Annotated in this window: 13 protein-coding genes; 5 read left to right on the forward strand and 8 right to left on the reverse strand. The window is 59.1% G+C overall.

The window, feature by feature from the left end; genetic code table 11:
• Positions 1 to 3288: a carbamoyl-phosphate synthase large subunit gene (gene carB / locus FTW19_RS14725; protein ID WP_147648335.1), complete on the forward strand. Its 3288-nt coding sequence runs from the start codon at positions 1 to 3 to the stop codon at positions 3286 to 3288.
• A 68-nt stretch (positions 3289 to 3356) separates the two neighbouring features.
• On the opposite strand, the gene FTW19_RS14730 is transcribed toward carB, so the two are convergent.
• Positions 3357 to 3848 carry a hypothetical protein gene (locus FTW19_RS14730; RefSeq protein WP_147648336.1) on the reverse strand — a complete coding sequence of 164 codons (492 nt, stop codon included), beginning with the start codon at positions 3846 to 3848 and terminating at the stop codon, positions 3357 to 3359.
• 84 nt (positions 3849 to 3932) lie between these two features.
• On the opposite strand from FTW19_RS14730, the gene FTW19_RS14735 reads away from it, so the two are divergent.
• Positions 3933 to 5000, forward strand: a complete 1068-nt coding sequence (locus tag FTW19_RS14735; RefSeq protein ID WP_246153317.1) for a dihydrodipicolinate synthase family protein — start codon at positions 3933 to 3935, stop codon at positions 4998 to 5000.
• On the opposite strand, the gene FTW19_RS14740 is transcribed toward FTW19_RS14735, so the two are convergent.
• The 6 genes from FTW19_RS14740 to FTW19_RS14765 form a co-directional block, all read right to left on the reverse strand.
• Positions 4997 to 5971: a tetratricopeptide repeat protein gene (locus tag FTW19_RS14740; RefSeq protein ID WP_147648337.1), complete on the reverse strand. Its 975-nt coding sequence runs from the start codon at positions 5969 to 5971 to the stop codon at positions 4997 to 4999. The genes FTW19_RS14735 and FTW19_RS14740 overlap by 4 nt on opposite strands.
• A 91-nt stretch (positions 5972 to 6062) precedes the next feature.
• Positions 6063 to 6809, reverse strand: a complete 747-nt coding sequence (pal, locus tag FTW19_RS14745; protein ID WP_147648338.1) for a peptidoglycan-associated lipoprotein Pal — start codon at positions 6807 to 6809, stop codon at positions 6063 to 6065.
• 119 nt (positions 6810 to 6928) lie between these two features.
• A complete protein-coding gene (gene tolB, locus FTW19_RS14750) occupies positions 6929 to 8284 on the reverse strand; it encodes a Tol-Pal system beta propeller repeat protein TolB (RefSeq protein WP_147648339.1) in 1356 nt (451 codons plus the stop codon).
• Positions 8285 to 8333: 49 nt separating this feature from the next.
• Positions 8334 to 9122, reverse strand: a complete 789-nt coding sequence (locus FTW19_RS14755; RefSeq protein ID WP_147648340.1) for a TonB family protein — start codon at positions 9120 to 9122, stop codon at positions 8334 to 8336.
• Positions 9123 to 9125: 3 nt separating this feature from the next.
• Positions 9126 to 9536 (reverse strand): ExbD/TolR family protein, encoded by a 411-nt coding sequence (locus FTW19_RS14760; protein ID WP_147648341.1) that lies wholly within the window; start codon positions 9534 to 9536, stop codon positions 9126 to 9128.
• Between the two features lie 12 nt (positions 9537 to 9548).
• Positions 9549 to 10340 (reverse strand): MotA/TolQ/ExbB proton channel family protein, encoded by a 792-nt coding sequence (locus FTW19_RS14765; RefSeq protein ID WP_432445175.1) that lies wholly within the window; start codon positions 10338 to 10340, stop codon positions 9549 to 9551.
• Between the two features lie 101 nt (positions 10341 to 10441).
• On the opposite strand from FTW19_RS14765, the gene recN reads away from it, so the two are divergent.
• From recN to dnaE, 3 genes are all read left to right on the forward strand, one after another.
• The gene (gene recN / locus FTW19_RS14770) at positions 10442 to 12151 is read left to right on the forward strand and encodes a DNA repair protein RecN (protein ID WP_147648342.1); all 1710 of its coding nucleotides are present in this window, start codon (positions 10442 to 10444) and stop codon (positions 12149 to 12151) included.
• A gap of 17 nt (positions 12152 to 12168) precedes the next feature.
• Complete coding sequence (locus FTW19_RS14775) at positions 12169 to 12780, forward strand: YdcF family protein (protein ID WP_147648343.1); 612 nt, start codon at positions 12169 to 12171, stop codon at positions 12778 to 12780.
• Between the two features lie 185 nt (positions 12781 to 12965).
• Positions 12966 to 16484: a DNA polymerase III subunit alpha gene (dnaE, locus tag FTW19_RS14780; protein ID WP_147648344.1), complete on the forward strand. Its 3519-nt coding sequence runs from the start codon at positions 12966 to 12968 to the stop codon at positions 16482 to 16484.
• Positions 16485 to 16611: 127 nt separating this feature from the next.
• On the opposite strand, the gene FTW19_RS14785 is transcribed toward dnaE, so the two are convergent.
• A complete protein-coding gene (locus FTW19_RS14785; protein WP_147648345.1) occupies positions 16612 to 17649 on the reverse strand; it encodes a family 43 glycosylhydrolase in 1038 nt (345 codons plus the stop codon).
• Between the last annotated feature and the right edge of the window lie 13 nt (positions 17650 to 17662).

Below are 17662 nucleotides of genomic sequence, written 5' to 3' on the forward strand. Positions count from 1 at the left end.
ATGCCACGCAGGAATGACATCGCGAAGATTCTGGTGATCGGCTCAGGTCCGATCGTGATTGGCCAGTCGGCTGAGTTCGACTACTCCGGCACCCAGGCGTGCAAGGCCCTGAAGGCCGAGGGCTACGAGGTGGTGCTGGTGAATTCCAATCCAGCCTCCATCATGACGGACCCGGAGGTTGCCGACCGCACCTACATCGAACCACTGAGCTTCAACTATCTGGAAGAGATTCTGAGGTTGGAGAGCGAGCTGCTTGCCGAGAACGGCAAGGCAGGGAAGTTCGCTGTACTGCCGACCGTAGGCGGACAGACAGCCTTGAACCTCGCCGTCGATCTCGCTGATGCCGGCGTTCTGGATCGCTACAACGTCGAGCTGATCGGCGCCAAGCTAGATGCCATCAAGAAGGCCGAAGACCGTCTCCTGTTCAAGGATGCGATGAACAAGATCGGTCTGGACATGCCGCGTTCCGCGCTCGTCAACAACCTGCGGGACGGTCTCGAGTTCACCGCAAAAATTGGCTTCCCGGCAGTGATCCGCCCTTCGTTCACGCTCGGTGGCTCCGGCGGCGGTATTGCCTATAACCGCGAAGAGCTGATGGAGATTCTGTCCCGCGGTCTCGATCTTTCTCCTGTCCACGAGTGCCTTATCGAAGAGAGCGTTCTTGGATGGAAGGAATATGAGCTTGAGGTCGTGCGTGATCTCAAGGACAACTGCATTATCATCTGCTCCATCGAGAACTTTGATCCGATGGGTGTGCACACGGGCGACTCCATCACCGTTGCCCCTGCGCAGACGCTGACCGACCGCGAGTATCAGGTCATGCGTGATGCGGCCATCAAGGTTATCCGTGAGATCGGCGTCGAGACCGGCGGCAGCAACGTGCAGTTCGCGGTCAATCCGCAGAATGGCCGCATGACTGTCATCGAGATGAACCCACGCGTCTCGCGTTCGTCCGCCCTTGCTTCCAAGGCGACAGGCTTCCCGATTGCAAAGATCGCCGCACGCCTGGCGGTTGGCTACACCCTCGACGAGATCAAGAACGACATCACCAAAGCGACGCCTGCCTGCTTCGAGCCCACCATCGACTACGTCGTGGTGAAGTTCCCGAAGTGGCAGTTCGAGAAGTTCCCCGGTGCGGAAGAAGGTCTTGGACCGCAGATGAAGTCGGTCGGCGAGGTCATGGCCATCGGCCGTACTTTCAAAGAGGCCATGTTCAAAGCCGTCCGCTCGTTGGAGACAGGCAAGAAGGCCACCGCTACGGATATTGAACCGCGCCGCCTGACGCAGCGCCTGGTTACGCCTCACCCTGACCGCTTCAACTACATTCGCTATGCCTTCGAGAAGGGCATGAGCGTGCGCGAAGTCGCTCGCCTGACTGGCATGGATCCCTGGTTCCTCTACCAGGTCAAACAGGTGGTGGACGAGATCACCGCTGTGAGTCAGAAGCCGGCAGCAGAAATCACCGCGGACGAGTTGCGCACGGCGAAGCGCATGGGCATCTCCGACGAGCGCCTTGCCGCAGGCTGGGGGCTTGAGGGACGTGCCGGCGCGATCGAGGTGATGAACCTTCGCAAGAAGCTGGGCGTTACTCCGGTCTACAAGCTGGTGGATACCTGCGCCGCCGAGTTTGAGAGCTTTACGCCGTACTTCTACTCCTGCTTCGATGAGGAAGATGAAGCAACGCCGACGGCAAAGAAGAAGGTCATCATCCTTGGTTCCGGGCCGAACCGCATCGGGCAGGGCATTGAGTTCGACTACTGCTGCTGCCACGCTGCCTTTGCCTTGAAGGACGACGGTTACGAGACCATCATGGTGAACTGCAATCCTGAGACAGTTTCGACCGACTACGATACGGCAGATCGCCTCTACTTCGAGCCGTTGACCTACGAGGACGTCCTGGCTGTCTACGAACACGAGGCGGCAAACGGGGCTGAAGTAGGCATGATCGTTCAGTTTGGCGGTCAGACTCCGCTGAACCTGGCGCTGCCGCTGAAGGCTGCCGGCGTACCGATCATTGGTACTTCTCCCGAGTCCATCGATCTCGCCGAAGACCGCAAGCGCTTCGGTAAGCTGATCGAAGAGCTGGGAATTCCCCAGCCGCAAGGCGCGATGGCAACCTCGGTACAGGAGGCGCTCGAAGGCGCTAATCGCGTCGGTTATCCGGTGCTGGTGCGTCCCTCCTACGTTCTTGGTGGACGCGCCATGGTCATCGCTTACGACGACGATGCCATCGTGAAGTACATGAGTACTGCGATCGAGTACTCGCAGGAGCGCCCGGTTCTGATCGACCACTTCCTCGAAGACGCTACTGAAGTCGACGTCGACGCTCTCTGCGACGGCAAGGACGTGATCATCGCCGGCATCATGCAGCACATCGAAGAGGCCGGCATTCACTCCGGTGACTCCTCCTGCGTTCTGCCGGCGGTCGATATCGCTCCGGAGGTTCTGGACACGATCCGGGCTTACACGCGGAAGCTCGCTCTGTCACTGAACGTTGTTGGTCTGGTGAACATCCAGTTCGCGATCCAGTACGGCAAGGTCTACGTGATCGAGGTCAACCCGCGCGCTTCGCGTACAGTGCCGTATGTCTCCAAGGCGACCGGCATCCCGCTTGCGAAGATTGCGTCGCGCCTGATGATCGGCAAGACACTGAAGGAGCTGCTGCCCGAGCAGCTCGCCAGCGGCAAGGACCTTGGAACCGGAAGCCACTACTTCGTGAAGAGCCCGGTCTTCCCCTGGGGCAAGTTCCCGGGTGTAGACACGGTGCTTGGACCGGAGATGAAGTCCACAGGCGAAGTCATGGGTGTGGCCGACAACTTCGGCGAAGCATTCGCTAAGGCACAGCTCTCGGCCGGACAGGTGTTGCCGAAGAAGGGCAACGTCTTCCTGAGCGTAAACGATCACGATAAGTCCCAGGTGGTCGGCCTTGCACGTCAGTTCCGGGAGATGGGCTTCCACATTGTGGCAACCCATGGAACGGCCGATGTGCTGGAAGACGCCGGTCTGCAGGTAGAGCGCGTCTATAAGGTCAAGGAAGGCCGCCCCAATGTCGTGGACTACATCAAGGGTGATCGTATCCAGCTCATCGTGAACACGCCACGCGGGCAGGATACCTTCTTTGATGAAAAGGCGATCCGTCGCGCCGCAGTCCTGGCCCGTATCCCAACCATCACCACGATTGCCGCGGCACGTGCTGCGGCAGAGGGAATCGCTTCCCTCCAGGGTGGTTCGGTCAACGTCAACGCGCTGCAGGCGCTGCACGCAGAGCGCGAAGCCGTACAGGCATAACCCAACCTGACTTCATGAAAAAGGGGCGTGAGCACAAGCTCACGCCCCTTTTTTGTTTTGCAGAAAAATCAGGCCTCTTCTTTCGGAAGAGCGAAGCTCGCACCGATCGAGTAGGAGATCATCGATAGGGGGATCCAGCTACCGACGGCGAAGCCATATCCGCCCATCAGGCCGCTTGGGTTGGAGATATCGAAGAAGGTCCGGTAGAGCTTCTCCAGTGCTCCGCAGCCATCGCACAGACCAGGCCCGGTAGGAAGATCCAGAACATAGACGCACAGAATCGAAAACATCAGCAAGCCGGCGATCCAGATGTAGCGTGCGACTTCGTTCTTCGTCACCTTTGCGGTCGCAAAGCCGGTGATGATGGCGGCCAGAAAGATAACGGCTGTACAGAGCAGCTTCGGTTGAGTTGCATTTGGATCGGGCTTTGACAGCCCAAAAACACTGACCACCACAACAACCACAAGAAACGCCAGGAATGTATGCGTTGCGAACCAGAGGGCCTCAAACCCCAGGTCCGTCGCAGACTTCCCCCCTACATCTTCGATGTCCTCTGCCATGCCGCGAGCTTCCGTCTCCCGAAATGATCTATTTGGCTTCCATACACGGTACGACATTGAGGGAAGCGATGGAAATAGCCTTTCGTGGTATTGCTCTTGATGCCGTTAACCGGTACAAAGCGCATTAAAATAAAAGTCATGCTGCTCGATGGATTGCATATCCCTGCCACAACTCCGTTTTATTCCGATGGCCGTGTATACCTGCGTAAGCTGGAGCACAATGTAGCGCGCTATTCCATGACTCCTGCTGCCGGCATCGCGATTCTTGCCGGGCCGGGCGAAGCGGAGATGCTGGATGACACAGAGACCCGGGATGTGCTGGCTGCAGCCGTGGGCGCCGCTGCTCCCGAGAAAGTCCTTTGGGCTGGCGTTAGCCGCCCTGGTGTAGCTGCCACACTGGATCTGATCCATTACGCGGCAGGCCTTGGTTACGACGTGGCTCTGGTTCGCGTTCCTGCGGTTGAGGCGTCTGTGTACTTCAGGGCCGTCGCAGATGCCAGCGGGCTTCCTGTCGTAATCTTCGATCCAGAATCAGCACTCACCGCGGAAGAGGTTTCCCGGCTGTCGCTCCATGCCAGGATCTTAGGCATTGTGAGTGGAAGCAGCGATATCGCTGCGGTGATTGTTGCGTCGGCCAAAGCTCCACGTCGCGATGTCGTGGTCACTCCGGTATTCTCGGCCGTAACAGGGCGGATGCAGGCAACCAAGAGTACGGAAGCTGCAACCTTTGTGAGCGCCGGCAGCCTGGCGGATGGGGGCGCTGCCGTCGCGGTTGCTCCGCCGAAGCCGTCACTCAAGACACGCACGCGCAACGTAGGCTTCCAGGTCCTTTCCTCCTCAGATGCCGGCATGGTCGATGCACTGGCCGCAAGAGCGCAGGGACTATTAACGACCTTTACGGCCAGCGCGCCGCAGGCATGTCATGAGGTCTACGCCGCGTGGAAAGACGGCGACCCCAAACTGGCTGCCGAGAAACAGGCCCGCATTGCTGCGCCTGCTGCTGAGATTGTTGGGGGATTGGGAATCGCGGGTGTGAAGTATGCCGCGGAGCTGACTGGATATTACGGCGGTAAGCCGCGTCTGCCACGTCTGCCGCTCACCGCTGACCAGCGGGAAGAGGTAGAGCGCCGGATGTACGGAATCCGCAGCTAGCGGCTGGCCTTCAGTCCGTTCAGCTTTGCCTTGGCCTGGTTCGCCTCAGGCGTGCCAGGGTAACGGGCAATCAGCGCACGCAACTCGCGAGCTCCGGCAGCCTCCTGTCGTGTGGCGATCAATGCGTAGCCCTTATGCAGGTGAGAGAGAGCAGTCTTGTTGTTGCCTGGATACTGCTCCAGCACCTTGTCATAGAACTTGATCGCGGTAGGGAACTTCCCGGCGCGATAGTCGATCTCGCCCAGGTAGAAGTTCGCATTCCCAGCCAGGGCGTTATCCGGGTAATACTGGATAACCCGGCTGAACTCGGCTGACGCCAAAGCATACTTGGCTGCGACGTAGTCCCCATATGCGGTCTGGTAGAGATCAGCCACGGGTGGCGCTGCGTCGGCCACAGGCTGGGCGGCCGGAGTGTCCGTAGGCTGTGTCTGAGTCATTGGCGTTCCGGGGGCGGGCTTACCCTTCCGCGAAGGAACCACCGGCGCCGGAGGCGTGTATGGGGTCATATCGGGTGCCGGATTCGTTCCCGCAGGCGCCGCGGTATTTCCACCGGAAGGTACGCCGTTATCCAGCTTCGCATTGATGGACTGCTGCTGATTCTGGACATCCGTCAGCGACTTTTCCATGCGGCCGAGACGAGCCTTCAATTCATCCAGGGCGTCGTTCAGGGCCTGCACCTGGCTGTTGATCTGGTCAGATTTGCCGCTCTGGGCTTCGGCGCTGGCGGTCACCTGCTTGTGCAGTCCATCCACGGTGACAGACATACGGTTGACGGAGTCGGCTGTCTGCTGCACCAGGTCCCGCAGGACTCCCATGCGCTCGTCATTGGCCTGCTGCAGCCGTGCAACGGCGTCCTGCAACGCCTGTACCTGGGTCTGCAGTTGCACCATGTCTTTATTCACGGCGAAGGCTGGGGGGACGAAAAGAGAGCAGGTCAGCAGGGCTACAGGTGCAAGACGTGTAAGCTTCATGACGGTTTCCTCAAACGCTTTTGACGCGGAAAAGGCGCTTGCCGCGAGCAAGCGCCTCTCCGGGTTGTTGATCCAGTCTACGACGGCCAGCCTAGCGGTCCAGCGAGAACTGCGCACGGCGGTTCTGCTGCCAGCACGACTCGGTCTGCTCGGTGCAGAACTGCTTTTCCTTGCCGTAGCTGATGACGCGCATCCGCGATGGCGCAATACCGGCATTGACCAGCGCGGTCTTGGCGGCATTGGCGCGATTTTCGCCCAGGGCGAGGTTGTACTCAGCCGAACCACGCTCATCGCAGTAGCCGCCGATCACGACCTTGATCGCCGGGTGGGCGGCCAGGTAGCTGGCAGAAGTAGTGATGGAAGACTGCGCCTCGGTGCGGACATCGTAGCTGTCGTAGTCGAAGAAGATGTCCTGGACATTCCGCGCAAACTCGGCATCCGAACCCATATCCGCGTTGCCCGTGGGCGCGCTCGGGGTCTCCGGAACGCGTACGGTTACGCGGACGTTGGCCTCAGCCGAACCACTGTCGCCACGAGCAACCAGATGGAAGTTCGTGGAGCTCGACGGAGTTACGGTCTGGGTTCCGTTCACGTTGACCGCACCGATTCCGTCAATCGACACGGAGGTAGCGTTCGTTGTACGCCAGTTCAGCACGACCGACTGACCAAGATCGATGGCCAGCGGTTCAGCCGAAATGGTGGCTGTCGGAGCAGGCGTAGCCGGGACTTCCGGAGCGGTATAAGGTGGGGGGGCAGAAGCCTTCTTATGGCAGCCAGCAGCGCCGAAAGCCAGCGCGATCGCCAGGACAGTCATCTTGCGGAGTGCGGGTACGTTCATCGGAAATCTTTCCTCCTGCCTCGGCGCGTTCGAATCGGCCGGGTCCTACACTTTGTTTTGATTCAAAACTGTTGGTAAGTTGCTGCAAAGCAAATAGAAAAAACAGGTGCCAGCCGAGGTTACTTCCAACTCCAGTTTGGCATGTCATTACCGCCGTTTGTAGTCAGGCGGCGTTTCTGTGTTCCGTCAGCCAGCATGCTCCAGATTTCCATCTTGCCGCTGGCGGTACTGGCATAAACGATATGGCGTCCATCAGGCGACCACGACGGGAAGTCGCAGCGGCCGCTATCATGCGTCACTTGAACCCAGCGGTAGGAGCCGCCGGCGCCAGGTGCGACCTCCTGCACATAAATGTCCTGTCCTCCTGGAGCGCCAGGTCCGTATTTCCGGTTCCACGCAAAAGTAAGGAATTGCCCGTTCGGCGACCATGACGGAGAAGTCGCGTATCCGATGTCCGTCAGGCGAGTCACACCGGCTCCATCGGCGTCCATGATGTAGACCTGGGGTAGACCGCTGCGCCCACTGATCCAGGCGATCTGGGCATTTGTCCGGGGGTTCCACACCGGCGAGACATCTGGACCACGGAAGGAGGTCAGACGATGCGCTCCGTTACCATTGGCGTCCGTCTCCCAGATCTCCGGGTCACCGGTGCGTGAACTCGAGAAGGCGAGGCTATTGCCTGTTGAAGCCCAGGCGGGTGAAAGATTGGTTCCGCCAAAGCTGGGGAAGTTCACGACACGTCCCAGAACCAGCGAATACATCCGAATTCCCCAGCCATCTTTGCCAAGAGAGGAGAAGGCGATACGGGTGCCGTCAGGCGAGATGCGGGGCGACAGGGAAACCGTGCCCAGATGCGTGATCTGGTGCTGGTTTGAGCCGTCGTAATCCATCATCCAGATCTCTTTCGTTCCACCGGCCTGGTGAACGTAAACGATCTTGGTCTCCGCGATTCCGGGGATACCGCCGCCAAGACGGAAGATAATCTCGTCGGCGAAGCGGTGTGCGATCTGCCGGGCCGAGTCATCGGTGGCGTCTTCGCTGTACTGCTTGGCCAGGACCTGAGGATACTGGACGTTCTTGGTGTCAAAGAGCCATCCGTTGACGACCAGCTTGCCGGACTGCACGGTAGCCGAACCGAAGGCGACCATGGCGGCGCTGACCGGAGCGGGCGACCACTGCTGCACGTTCATCTCGCTGGGAGCTCCAGGCATCGCCTGGGGCATCAGACTCTTCGAGACTAGGTCGAAGATGCCGGCATTGGAGAGATCGGCATAGAAGACCGAATCGAAGGTGTGTTTCAGCGCAGCGGAATCGCCCGATCCCTGTTTGAAATCGGCGGCGGCGATGCGGATTTTATCGACGCCGGTGCTGGTCTCGGTCTTGAACCAGTCCTGGGCGTGGGCGGGGACCACCGTTGTGACGACTGCGGCCACGAACGCTAGAAGAACGTTGAACTTACGCGACGGACTTTGCATTCTCATCCTATGGTATGACGGAACTTAATCCGGTTTGATGCGGTAATCCTCAATGGGGCTGGTAATGAAAGGTGTACTCCACCGTAATGTGGTCGCCCGCGGGCAGGGGTCCGAAGCCGTCCACACGTTCCAGGGCGTGCAAAGCTGAGGCGTCGAGCGACGGTGAGCCCGAGCGTTGTCCCATGCGGACGTTGGTTGGGGTACCGTCCCGCAAGATATCGAAGATGATGGTGACGCTGCGTCCCACTGAGGTGACGGGATCAGCCTCTCGCGTGAACCAGTTCTGCGCTACAGTGCGGTTCACGACATTAACGTAATAGGCATAGCGGGCACCGAAAGCAGAATCCTGAACAGCAACGGACGCGGTTCCATTGGTCACCTGCATGGTCGACTGCTGAATCCGGATACCTGATGTCTCACCGGTTTGCGCCACATTTGGCTTTGGTGGCGGCATTGGTTGCGGATGTTTTGGAGGAGCAGGCGTGTCCTGCTGAGCGACCTTAGGCGGCTTTGGCGGCTGTTTCACCGGAATCGGAATCTCATCCGGCTTCGGCGGTGCAACAGTCTGCGGTGTAGGCTCTTTCGGCGCCGGACTAGGCGCGTCCGATGTCAGCACCTGATCTTTGTCGAAGCGCTGCGTCGAAGGCAGAGGAATCGCCGTGACCATCGTCGCCTGAATCGCTCCTGCCTGAGCCGTGGCCGCACCCCAGTTCGATCCGCGATGGACCAGGAAGCCCGCAGCGACGACGCCGCCAAGTACAAGAGCATGCACAATCACCGACCCGGCGAGATTACCGCCGAGTGCGTCTGGCTCTGTCCATGTGTGATCGTTCGGCATGGTCTACTTCTCGATCGGTTGGGTCACGATGCTGATGTTGGTAATCCCTGCCCGTTTCACGGCGTCCATCACCGAGGCGAAGGCGCCAAAGGGAACACGTTCGTCTGCGCGCAGGTAGATGATCTTCTTCGCAGGGTTAGCTGATCCGTTGCGAAGAAGTGTGGGAAGGTCGTTGATGTTAACCTGCTTGTCCTGCAGAAAGACGATCTGATCTTTGTTGATCGTTACGACCTGCCGCTCCTCAGTGACCTGGTTGACGGAGCGGGTCTTAGGCACAGCGACATCGATCCCAGACTGCAGTACCGGTGCGGTCAGCATGAAGATGAGCAGCAGCACCAGCACGACGTCAATCAACGGCGTCATGTTGATCTCTGCGAGGGAGGTTTGCGTTCTACCGCCGTTGGAGAAGGCCATATCGCTCTCTCCTTAGTACTGCCGCACCCGGCGCTCTTCCACCTGAGGAGCAGCGGGCTGAGACATGGCGGCGTTCTCGATCGCTGAGAGAAGCTCGCGTGCGAAATCATCCATGCGCGAACCGAACTCCCGCAGACGGGCAGTGAACTGGTTGTAGCCGATAACGGCCGGAATTGCGACGACCAGACCGGCAGCGGTCGTAATCAGAGCCTCAGAGATACCGGGCGCCACGGCGCGCAGTGTCGCCGCACCCTGAGTGCCAAGGCCGTGGAAGGCATCGATGATACCCATCACCGTTCCGAACAGACCAACGAAGGGGGCGATGGCAGCAATGGTTGCCAGCCATGTCAGCCGCGACTCCATGCGGGTCAGTGCCTCAGAAGAAGCGGTCTGTGCCGCACGCTCCAGGGCCACAGGGTTCCGCGGAAGTCCACGGCCGCCGGTCTGACGCTGGTACTCTTCGTTGATCTCGGTAAAGACAATAACGAGGGGCGAGGGCTTGAACTGTTCGGCTACCGTGGCAATCTCGCTAAGACGCTGAGATTTGCGAAAGGCGCGGACAAAGCGCTGAGACTGTGTCTGGGCGCGGCGGAAGCTAGACCATTTCGCGAGGATAATGGCCCAGGAAAAGACACTCGCGAAGGTCAGCAGCACCAGCACAGCCAAAGCGACCGGACCGGAGTTGTGGAGCATCTCGAGCAGCGCGGAACCGCCGGCTCCCGTGGGAGGAAGCGGTGCGGCCTGCTGATCGGCGGTCTCCTGCATGCGCAGGAGAAAAGAGGCTAGGAGATGTACGTGGGTCATCGTCATCACAAAATGCTTATTCTCAGTGTAAACGCGCAAATTGGGCAGAAGTTGGATGAGGTTCCCAGTTTGGTGCATGCGTTTGTTATGCTCAGGCTGCCATGCTGTTGGAATTACGAGCCGAAAACTATGCCGTAATGGACCACGCCGTGGCCGGATTCGGTCCCGGCCTGAATCTTCTGACCGGCGAAACCGGCGCCGGCAAGTCCATTCTGATTGATGCGCTTGCGCTGCTGATGGGCGGTAAAGCGTCCAGTGACGTCGTCCGTCACGGCGCCGACAAAGCAGTGGTGAGCTGTGTCTTTGAGACCACACCCGGAGCGGAAGTGCTTCTTGAGGAAAACGGAATCGACATCGAGTCCGACGAGATTCTGCTTCGCCGAGAGATTGCCCTGAACGGCAAAGGACGCGTCTGGGTGAATAACCAGCCCGCAACCGTCGCCGTACTGCGGCAGCTTGCACCGGAACTCGCCCTGATCCATGCCCAGAGCGACACGCTGGCAGCCTTTGACCAGGCGCAGCAACGCGGGCTTCTCGACCGCTATTTGGGAGAAGGCGGCTCCGTCTTTTCTGACGTAAGCGCTGCCTATGCGACCTGGAATGAGGCCAGCTCGCGCCTTCGCGAGCTGGAAGGAGACGAGCAGGACCGCTTGCGGTCGGCCGATCTCTGGAGCTTTCAGGCGAAGGAGATCGAGGAAGCCGGCCTCACCAGCCCCGACGAGGACACCGCTCTTGAGACCGAAAAACGTGTTCTGGCGAACTCCGAGAAGCTTTACTCCTGCGCCATGACCGCGCTCGATCTCCTGTATGAAGGAGAAGGAGCGGCCGCGTCGAAACTAGGAGCGGCGCTTCGCCAGGTTGAGGAACTCGCCCGGTTTGATAGCAGGTTCGCCGACTCGGCGCAGCAGCTCGCAGGCGCCAAGGCGTCTGTTGAAGATGTTGGAGCGCTGGTGCGCGACTACGCCGAAGGAATCAATGCCTCTCCCCAGCGCCTGGAGGAGATTGAGGATCGCCTGGCTCATCTCGATCGGCTGAAGCGTAAGTACGGCCGCACGCTGGCTGAAGTCATCGCACACGGGCAGGAAGTCACCCGCAAGCTGGGTGAGATCGAAAACCGGGACGAGCTCGTCAAGCAGGTCCGCAAGCAGTTGGAGGCGGCAGCCTTGGAGTATCGTCTCGTCGCGGGACGGCTGACGGCCGAACGCAAGAGCGCCGCTGCTCGCCTGGAGAAGGTTGCTGAGAAGCAGATCAACGATCTCGCCATGAAGGTCCGCTTCGAGGTAAAGGTCACCTGGGAAGAAGACGAGGGCGCGTGGACGGTGCACGGCTGGGACAATATCTCGTTCCTTATCGCGACCAACGTGGGGGCGCCTCTGGCTCCATTGACAGAGATCGCCTCCGGCGGCGAGATGTCGCGTGTCATGCTGGCGCTGAAGGTATCGGTCGAGGACGGTGTCAGCAAGCTGCGTAAGAAGACGCCGTTGCCGCGCACATTGATCTTTGACGAAATCGATATCGGCATCGGTGGACGAGCAGCCGAGGCCGTGGGACGCAAGCTCAAGCAGCTCAGCAAAGGCCAGCAGGTACTCTGCATTACGCACCTGCCTCAGATCGCGGCCTTCGCCGATACACACCTGGTGATTGAGAAGACGGTGAAGGCAGGCAAGACTCGCACCGGCGTACGGGAGACAAGCAGGGAAGAGCGCGTGGACGAGATTGCCCGCATGCTGAGTGGCGCCACCATTACCGATGCCAGCCGCAAGAATGCCGAGCAGATGATCGGCGAAGCCGAAGTTGCAGAATCTGTGTGAGGAGCGATAAAGGATCGATGCGAACGCTGAAGTGGATCGGGTTGGTGCTGCTGTTAGTTGCCGTCGTTATCCTTGGCGGGCTGGAGATCGCTCACTGGAGTTTGCCGAACTCCAATACGCAGCAGGCGAAGTTTGACGCCATTGTTGTGCTGGGCACGCCTTCGAAGGATGATGGAACCCCTTCACCGGAGCAGAGAGAACGAGTGCTTGAAGGTGTCAGGCAGTGGAAGGCAGGCATTGCTCCGGTCATCATTATGACTGGCGGGGCGGCACACAATCGCTTTGTTGAGGCCCACTCAATGGCTGTTTATGCCGAGCAGCAGGGCGTTCCGGAATCTGCCGTAATCGAAGAGGGCAAGGCACAGAATACGGTTCAGAATATCTATTACTCGAACGAGATCATGAAGCAGCATGGCTGGCACTCGGCGGAGGTGGTCAGCTCAAAGAGCCATCTGCCGCGCGCAGGCATGATCCTGTCGCATTTCCCGCTGGAATGGAAGACAGACGGCTCCGCTAAGCCGGCCGAGGACGGCTGGTGGCGTGAAGCTGTCTTTGAGTTCAATGAAGCGCAGTACTGCTGGACACTCCGCCGCAAGGGTTTCCCGAAGTCGAAGTTCCTGCCCCAGTAACTTCGCTCGGGCGATGGCTTTCCCAACTGCGTAGGATTCTGGTCGGGTAGAGAAGCCGATTTCTCCGCTTCGCTGCGAATTGACAAAGCAGAATAACCCATCCCAATGAAGTTGGCCTCGAACCAGGTTCGGTACCGCCTTTTCAACATCCTGCAGCCACTGCCAAAGCTCACTAGAATTAACCCATGGCAGCCGAGTTCACCCACCTTCACCTGCACACCGACTACTCGCTTCTGGACGGCGCATGTGACGTCGATAAACTAGCCTCTCACCTGGCGAAACTAGGCCAGAAGGCTGCCGCCATGACCGACCATGGCAACATCTACGGCGCGGTGCACTTCGCTGCCGCCATGGAGAAGAAGGGCATCAAGCCCATCATCGGCTGTGAGCTCTACCTGTCGAAGACTGCGGACCACCGCGAACTCGCTGACGGCTATAACCACTTCCTGGTGATCGCCGAAAACGAAGAAGGTTACCGAAATCTTGTTCGTCTTACCAGTGAAGCAGCCCTGCATGGCTTCTATCGGAAGCCGCGTGTCAGCAAGGAATTTCTGTCAAAGCACACCGAGGGCCTGATTGCCTTCTCCGGATGCCTCGCCGGTGAACTGAACCAGCACCTGATGGCAGGTAAGTACGATGAGGCCAAGCGCACAGCCGGCATGTTTGAGGAGATGTTCGGGAAGGGGAATTTCTTTCTTGAGATCCAGGATCACGGTCTCGAACCGGACAAACCCGTCTGCGAAGCGCTGTTCAAGCTCGAAAAAGAACTCAATATCCCGTTGATCGCTACCAACGATAGCCATTATGTGGCCGACGATGACAGCCGTGCCCACGAGATCCTGCTATGCGTCCAGACCGCCGGATCCATCAATGATCCCAATCGCTTTCGATTCGATACCAACGAGTTCTACATCAAGAGCGCCGAGGAGATGCACCGGCTCTTCAAGCATGCGCCCGAGGTCTGCACCAGGACGATGCAGTTTGTCGATCGCTGCAACGTGAAGCTCAACAAGGTCAAAAATCCCTTCCCGGAGTTCGTCGTGCCGGAAGGCGCGACCATTGACAGCTACTTCGAGCAGGTCTGTCGCGAGGGCTTCCAGAAGCGCAAGGAAACAGCCATCCGCCATCTGCAGGAGCGCGGCCTGCTGCGTAAGACCATCACGGAATACGAAGAGCGCCTGAACCGCGAGATCGACTGTATCAAGCAGATGAAGTTCCCCGGCTACTTCCTCATCGTGTGGGACTTCATCAAGTACGCCCGCGAGCGCGATATCCCTGTCGGTCCAGGCCGTGGATCCGCTGCCGGTTCACTGGTGGCGTACTGCATGGAGATCACGGACGTCGATCCGCTGCAGAACGAGCTGCTCTTCGAGCGCTTCCTGAATCCTGAGCGTATCTCCATGCCTGATATCGACATCGACTTCTGCATGAACCGCCGCGGCGAAGTCATCGAGCACGTCACGCGCAAATACGGACGCGATCAGGTAGCGCAGATCATCACCTTCAACACCATGGCCGCGAAGGCCGCGATCAAGGACGTCGGTCGCGCGATTGACATGCCATATGGCGAAGTCGATCGGGTCGCAAAGCTGATTCCGGCAACCATTGGCATCACCATTGAGCAGGCGCTCAAGGACTCACCTCCACTGGCGCAGGCTTATGAGGATCCGAAGATCCGTGAGTTGATCGATACAGCGATGAGGCTGGAAGGCCTGGTGCGCGGAGCCGGTGTACACGCCGCCGGTGTCGTGATCGCGCCGACCAAGCTTACCGAACTCGTTCCTGTTACACGCGCCAAGAACGACGATATCGTTACTGCCTACGACATGAAGGCCGTCGAGAAGATGGGTCTTCTCAAGATGGACTTCCTCGGTCTGACGACACTCACGGTTATCGACGACTGTCTGAAACTGATCAAGTCCAACCGGGGTGTTGATGTCGAGATGGCCAAGGTGCCGCTCGACGATGAGAAGACCTACGAACAGGTCTTTCACCGGGCACTGACCTCCGGCGTCTTCCAGTTTGAATCCGGCGGCATGCGCGACGTACTGCGCCGCTATAAGCCCACCTCCGTGGAAGACCTTACCGCTCTCAACGCGCTTTACCGTCCCGGTCCGATCCAGGGCGGCATGATCGATGACTTCATCGAGCGCAAGTGGGGACGCCGTGCTGTTGAATACACCTTCCCGGAGTTGGAACCCATCCTGAGAGAGACGCTTGGCGTCATCGTCTATCAGGAGCAGGTTATGCAGATCAGCTCTGCCATCGGCGGTTACTCGCTCGGCGGCGCTGACCTGTTGCGCCGCGCCATGGGTAAGAAAGACCCGGCTGAGATGGCCAAGCAGCGCAGCATCTTCATGACCGGCGCGGTAGAACGCAAGTTTAACAAGGACAAAGCCGGCCAGCTCTTTGACCTGATGGAGCAGTTCGCCGGTTACGGCTTCAATAAGTCGCACTCTGCCGCTTACGCTCTGCTGGCCTATCACACGGCTTATTTGAAGACCCACTATCCGGTGGAGTTCATGGCTGCGCTTCTGACCTCGGAAACGTCCAAACCAGAGAACGTGGTGAAGTACATCCAGGAGTGCCGCGAAATGGGAATCACGGTACTGCCGCCGGATGTGCAGATCTCCGCGGCGAACTTCACCCCGGTCGGCGACGCGATCCGCTTCGGCCTGGCTGCGATCAAGAACGTCGGCGGCAATGCGATCGAATCGATTCAGCAGGCCCGTACCGTGCTGCAGTCGGAAGGAAAGGCTGGCTTCGCGTCGATCTGGGAGTTCTGCGAGAAGGTCGACCTGCGGCTGATGAATAAGCGCGTGCTGGAGTCGTTGCTCAAAGCCGGCGCGATGGACAGCTTCGGTTCACGTGCCCGCGTGATGGCGGCGCTGGATAGGGCGATCGAGCGCGCACAGAAGTCTCAGCGCGATGCCGAGACAGGGCAGCATGGTCTCTTCGGCATCTTCGATGCAGAGCCTGACGTCGCGAAGAAGGCAGATGATGACCTGCCCAAGGTCCCCGACTGGGATGAACATACGCGCCTGCAGAATGAGAAAGAGGTGCTAGGCTTCTTCGTCTCCGGTCACCCGATGGACAAGTATCGCGAGAAGCTGCGCAACCTCAAGGTGGTGGACACAGCCACCGCCTGTGAGATGAAGCCGGAGCCCCAGGTCTTCCGCCGGGGCCAGGACAATAGCGCCAATGAGATTCAAATCGCCGGTGTCATTACCGGGCTGAAGGTGGCCAAGTCCAAGCGTTCCGGTGAGATGTATGCCTCCGCGGCGCTCGAAGACCAGACCGGAAAGATCGACATCATCGCCTTTCCCAAGGACTACGAGAAGCTGGCCGAGAAGCTGAAGATCGACGTTCCAGTGCTTATGCGTGGAACGCTACGTGGTGAAGAGGACTCAGCGCCAAAGCTCTCCGTCACCTCGATCCAGGCGCTGGAAGATGTGAAGATCAAGCTGCCGGCAGCGCTCCGCGTGAAGGTGCCTTTGCATCATCCGGATGCAGCATTGCTGGAGAAGCTACTTGCTCTCTTCCAGGGGACGCCCGGACCGGGAAAGGTGCTGCTCGACCTGGAGGAACCGGGGCAGTTCTGCGCCGTCCTGGAGCCACAGGGACTCTCCGTCGCCGCGGACAAGCTCTTCATCGACCAGGTCGAGGAGCTCGTAGGCCAGGGCGCCGTCCGCGTCATCGACTAAAAACAATCGGCATAAATGCCGGGATCCTGTTTCATATTGGGTGGGGTCTTTGCTTTCGAGGCTGGATGGCGGAAGGAGTCGAACCTCCGACCGAATGATTCGTAGTCATTCGCTCTATCCCGCTAAATTACCAGGCCCCGGCCGTATCGCTCTTCTTGTTCTTCGGCGGTGGCAGCATGTGAATCTCCGCGGGAGCATCGCGGTTTACCTGTAAGACACCACCGTTCTCGTGCAGTTCAGTGACATGCATGACCGTGCGACGCTTCCATTGGGGATCGCCTGGTTTTTCATCTTTGCCACTCTGGTGGGTGAAGTAGAAGAGCCATGCGCGGCCCGCAGCGTCGACCACAACATCCGGATGCTGCCCCTGCGCATCGTCCGTGGGCTTTGCTCCATGGCTTTGCAGCAGGTTCTCCGGCTGCCGCTCCCAGCTTGTCAGGTCACTGGAATGGAATACACCGAGACCATTCCAGGCATCCTGAATCAACCAGTACGTCCCTTTCCAACCAAAGACCACTGGTCCTTCTCCGCGTGTCTTTACGGCGATTCCTGCCGGGCTCCAGTGCTCCAGATCGGTGGAGTCGCTCATATAGATTTTGGAACCATCGCGCTCATTCTTGTACCAGAGACGCCACGCGCCATCCGGCTTGCGGAAGAGGCAGGCATCGATGACGCGATCCGATCCGAGCTCAAGCTTGCCAATCTCTTTCCAGTGGAGAAGATCGGTGCTGGTGAGGTGTTCGATATACCGGGGAGCATTCCAGTCGCTGAAGGTTCCGGGAACGACGGTAAGAAACATGTGATACGTGCCCTTTACCTGGATCACCTCAGGAGCCCACAACGTGTAATCGGGTTTCTCGGCGGGAATATCCGCCTCGGAGAGATACTTCCAGTGCGCTCCTCCATCGCGGGACTCCGCAATACCGATCCGCGTGCCGTGCACCCAGCGCACGCCGGTGCTGTCTTCGATATCGGCGCGCCGGTTGGTGTATAGCATCCACCATGCCTTGCGCTGCGTATTCCAGATCACGACCGGATCGGCGGCTCCATCATGGACCGGGTCGCGGTACAGAGGTACCGTCGCCGCAGGGGACTGCTGCGCCTTTGTATGGGGAGCGAGGAAGAGTTCCGGCAGTAGAAACAGGCAGCAGAGCAATCGCTTCATGGGGTGATACTTC

This window comes from Terriglobus albidus (assembly GCF_008000815.1).
Taxonomy (GTDB): Bacteria; Acidobacteriota; Terriglobia; order Terriglobales; family Acidobacteriaceae; genus Terriglobus; species Terriglobus albidus_A.

What these genes read in the sequence shown, in the direction of transcription:
- FTW19_RS14775 (WP_147648343.1), top strand. Translation starts at nt 12,169, where the DNA reads ATGCGAACGCTGAAGTGGATCGGGTTGGTGCTGCTGTTAGTTGCCGTC.
- FTW19_RS14755 (WP_147648340.1), bottom strand. Translation starts at nt 9,122, where the DNA reads ATGCCGAACGATCACACATGGACAGAGCCAGACGCACTCGGCGGTAAT.
- pal (WP_147648338.1), bottom strand. Translation starts at nt 6,809, where the DNA reads ATGAACGTACCCGCACTCCGCAAGATGACTGTCCTGGCGATCGCGCTG.
- FTW19_RS14740 (WP_147648337.1), bottom strand. Translation starts at nt 5,971, where the DNA reads ATGAAGCTTACACGTCTTGCACCTGTAGCCCTGCTGACCTGCTCTCTT.
- carB (WP_147648335.1), top strand. Translation starts at nt 1, where the DNA reads ATGCCACGCAGGAATGACATCGCGAAGATTCTGGTGATCGGCTCAGGT.
- FTW19_RS14760 (WP_147648341.1), bottom strand. Translation starts at nt 9,536, where the DNA reads ATGGCCTTCTCCAACGGCGGTAGAACGCAAACCTCCCTCGCAGAGATC.
- FTW19_RS14730 (WP_147648336.1), bottom strand. Translation starts at nt 3,848, where the DNA reads ATGGCAGAGGACATCGAAGATGTAGGGGGGAAGTCTGCGACGGACCTG.
- FTW19_RS14785 (WP_147648345.1), bottom strand. Translation starts at nt 17,649, where the DNA reads ATGAAGCGATTGCTCTGCTGCCTGTTTCTACTGCCGGAACTCTTCCTC.
- tolB (WP_147648339.1), bottom strand. Translation starts at nt 8,284, where the DNA reads ATGCAAAGTCCGTCGCGTAAGTTCAACGTTCTTCTAGCGTTCGTGGCC.
- FTW19_RS14765 (WP_432445175.1), bottom strand. Translation starts at nt 10,340, where the DNA reads ATGACCCACGTACATCTCCTAGCCTCTTTTCTCCTGCGCATGCAGGAG.
- recN (WP_147648342.1), top strand. Translation starts at nt 10,442, where the DNA reads ATGCTGTTGGAATTACGAGCCGAAAACTATGCCGTAATGGACCACGCC.
- dnaE (WP_147648344.1), top strand. Translation starts at nt 12,966, where the DNA reads ATGGCAGCCGAGTTCACCCACCTTCACCTGCACACCGACTACTCGCTT.